This is a genomic window from Leucobacter sp. M11 (assembly GCF_035726885.1).
In the GTDB taxonomy this organism is placed as follows: domain Bacteria; phylum Actinomycetota; class Actinomycetes; order Actinomycetales; family Microbacteriaceae; genus JAPFRB01.
On the sequence record NZ_JAPFRB010000003.1, the window covers coordinates 360,338 to 361,144 of the forward strand.

1 protein-coding gene is annotated in these 807 nt (G+C 67.4%); it reads right to left on the reverse strand.

Annotation, left to right across the window (positions count from 1 at the left end; translation table 11 throughout):
• On the reverse strand, nucleotides 1–753 hold the full coding sequence (locus tag OOT08_RS10035) for an amino acid ABC transporter ATP-binding protein (RefSeq protein WP_325092907.1): 753 nt from the start codon (nucleotides 751–753) through the stop codon (nucleotides 1–3).
• Nucleotides 754–807 lie beyond the last annotated feature (54 nt).

Sequence of the window (807 nt, forward strand, 5' to 3'; positions counted from 1 at the left end):
CTAGAGCACCTTCGACAGGAACGCCTTGGTGCGCTCCCGCTGCGGGTCCGTGAGGACCTGAGTGGGGTCCCCGGCCTCGACCACCACGCCCCCGTCCATGAAGACGAGCTTGTCGGCCACCTCGCGGGCGAAGCCCATCTCGTGCGTGACCACGATCATGGTCATGCCCTCCTTGGCGAGGTTTTTCATCACGTCGAGCACCTCGCCCACCAGCTCCGGATCGAGCGCGCTCGTTGGTTCGTCGAAGAGCATCAGCTTGGGCTCCATCGCGAGCGCCCGGGCGATGGCGACGCGCTGCTGCTGGCCGCCGGACAGGTGCGCCGGGTAGTGATCGTGCTTATCGGCGAGGCCCACCCGGTCGAGCAGGTCCATCGCCTGCGCCTTGAGCGGACCGTTTTTCTTGTTGGTCAGCAGGCTCGGCGCGATTGTCACGTTTTCCAGCGCGGTCATGTGCGGGAACAGGTTGAAGCGCTGGAACACCATGCCGATCTTGCGGCGCTGCTTCGCGGCCTCCTTCGGGTGCAGCTCGTAGAGCTTGGTGCCCTGCTGGCGGTAGCCGACGAGCTCGCCGTCCACGCTGAGGCGTCCCGCGTTCACCTCCTCGAGGTGGTTGATGCAGCGCAGGAAGGTGGACTTGCCCGAGCCGGAGGGGCCGACGAGGCAGAGCACCTCGCCGTGCTGCACCTCCAGCGAAATCGAGCGGAGCACGAGGTTTGAGCCGAAGCTCTTCGAGACGCCCTCGGCGCGCACCATCGGCGTGCCGGGGGCGGGGCTGGGGGTGGGGGTCGTCCTCACGAGCGGTCCTCC

Bases quoted from the DNA above. Each gene is read 5' to 3' on its own strand.
- OOT08_RS10035 (WP_325092907.1), bottom strand. From the start codon at position 753: ATGGTGCGCGCCGAGGGCGTCTCGAAGAGCTTCGGCTCAAACCTCGTG.